Origin of the sequence: Sphingomonas sp. 37zxx (assembly GCF_000786205.1) — a bacterium.
In the GTDB taxonomy this organism is placed as follows: domain Bacteria; phylum Pseudomonadota; class Alphaproteobacteria; order Sphingomonadales; family Sphingomonadaceae; genus Sphingomonas.
Map to the genome: position 1 here is coordinate 1 of NZ_JROH01000107.1, position 1185 is coordinate 1185.

A 1185-nucleotide genomic window follows, 5' to 3' on the forward strand; every position below is an offset into this window, starting at 1 on the left:
CCTGAAGAGTTTCGGGCGCCGGCAGGCGTACGAAAGTCTGGGAGGCCCGAACCCGCGGGCATCGAGCGGTGACCTATGGGGATTTCGGATTTTGGCAGGTTAGAGTGGCTGGTGATCTGACGGATTTGTCGTCGTCCGTCCCCGCGGGCAGGCCCGATGCGGGAGCTAATAATGGGCTTTCAGGTATAGCTTGGCGATCCGCGGCGGGCGCAGTGACGCCTCTGATATCGTTATGCGCGAGCTCGCCTGTTCCCCGACGCGGTCGCGATGCAGGGTCTATCGATAACGGGCCGTGCCGGGTCACGGCGCCTGTACTCCGGGTGGCACTGTCGATGCCGGCGGTGCGCGAGGCTGGTGCTGGCGTTCGAAGGTCTCGATAACGACCATATGGCCGCCGCAGCATGGGCATGGCGGTCGCACATCATCCGGCTCGATCGGCGCATCGGCGGCGGCGGGTGGCGCGACGCCAAGCAGCTGACGAACGTGGTCGAGATGACTTTTGCGGGTGGCGCCGGCGAGCAGGCCGTAATGGCGGATACGGTGAAAGCCCTTGGGCAGGACGTGGAGCAGGAAGCGGCGGATGAACTCGTCGGCGGTGAGCGTCATGATCTGTTGCCGCTCGGCCCCGCCGCGGCGGTAGTCCTTGTAGCGGAAGGTAACGCCGCTCTCGTCGAAGCGGATCAGCCGGCTGTTCGAGATCGCAACCCGGTGGGTGTAGCGCGACAGGTAGGCGAGCACCGTCTCGGGTCCGGCGAACGGCGGCTTGGCGTAGACTACCCAGCGCTTCTTCCGAACCGGTGACAGATGGCGCAGGAAGGCTCGGCGGTCGGCGAGTGCCGCAAGACTGCCGAAGAACGCGAGCCGCCCCGCCTCGTGCAGCGCCATCAGCCGGGTGAGGAACAGATGCCGGAACAACTTGCCCAGCACCCTGACCGGTAGCAGAAACGCCGGTCGCGACGACACCCAGCGGGTGCCGTCCGGCGACAGCCCGCCGCCCGGCACGATCATGTGGATGTGCGGATGGTGGGTGAGCGCCGAGCCCCAGGTGTGCAGCACGGCGGTGATGCCGATGCGGGCACCGAGGTGCTTCGGATCGGCCGCGATAATCGTCATCGTCTCCGACGCCGCCTGGAACAACAGGCCATACACCGCAGCCTTGTTCTGCAACGCGATATCGGCGACCTC

1 protein-coding gene is annotated in these 1185 nt (G+C 66.2%); it reads right to left on the reverse strand.

Annotation, left to right across the window (positions count from 1 at the left end):
- Positions 1-300: 300 nt before the first annotated feature.
- On the reverse strand, positions 301-1185 hold an 885-nt coding region (locus tag QU44_RS16945), incomplete at its 5' end, for an IS91 family transposase (RefSeq protein WP_033923588.1).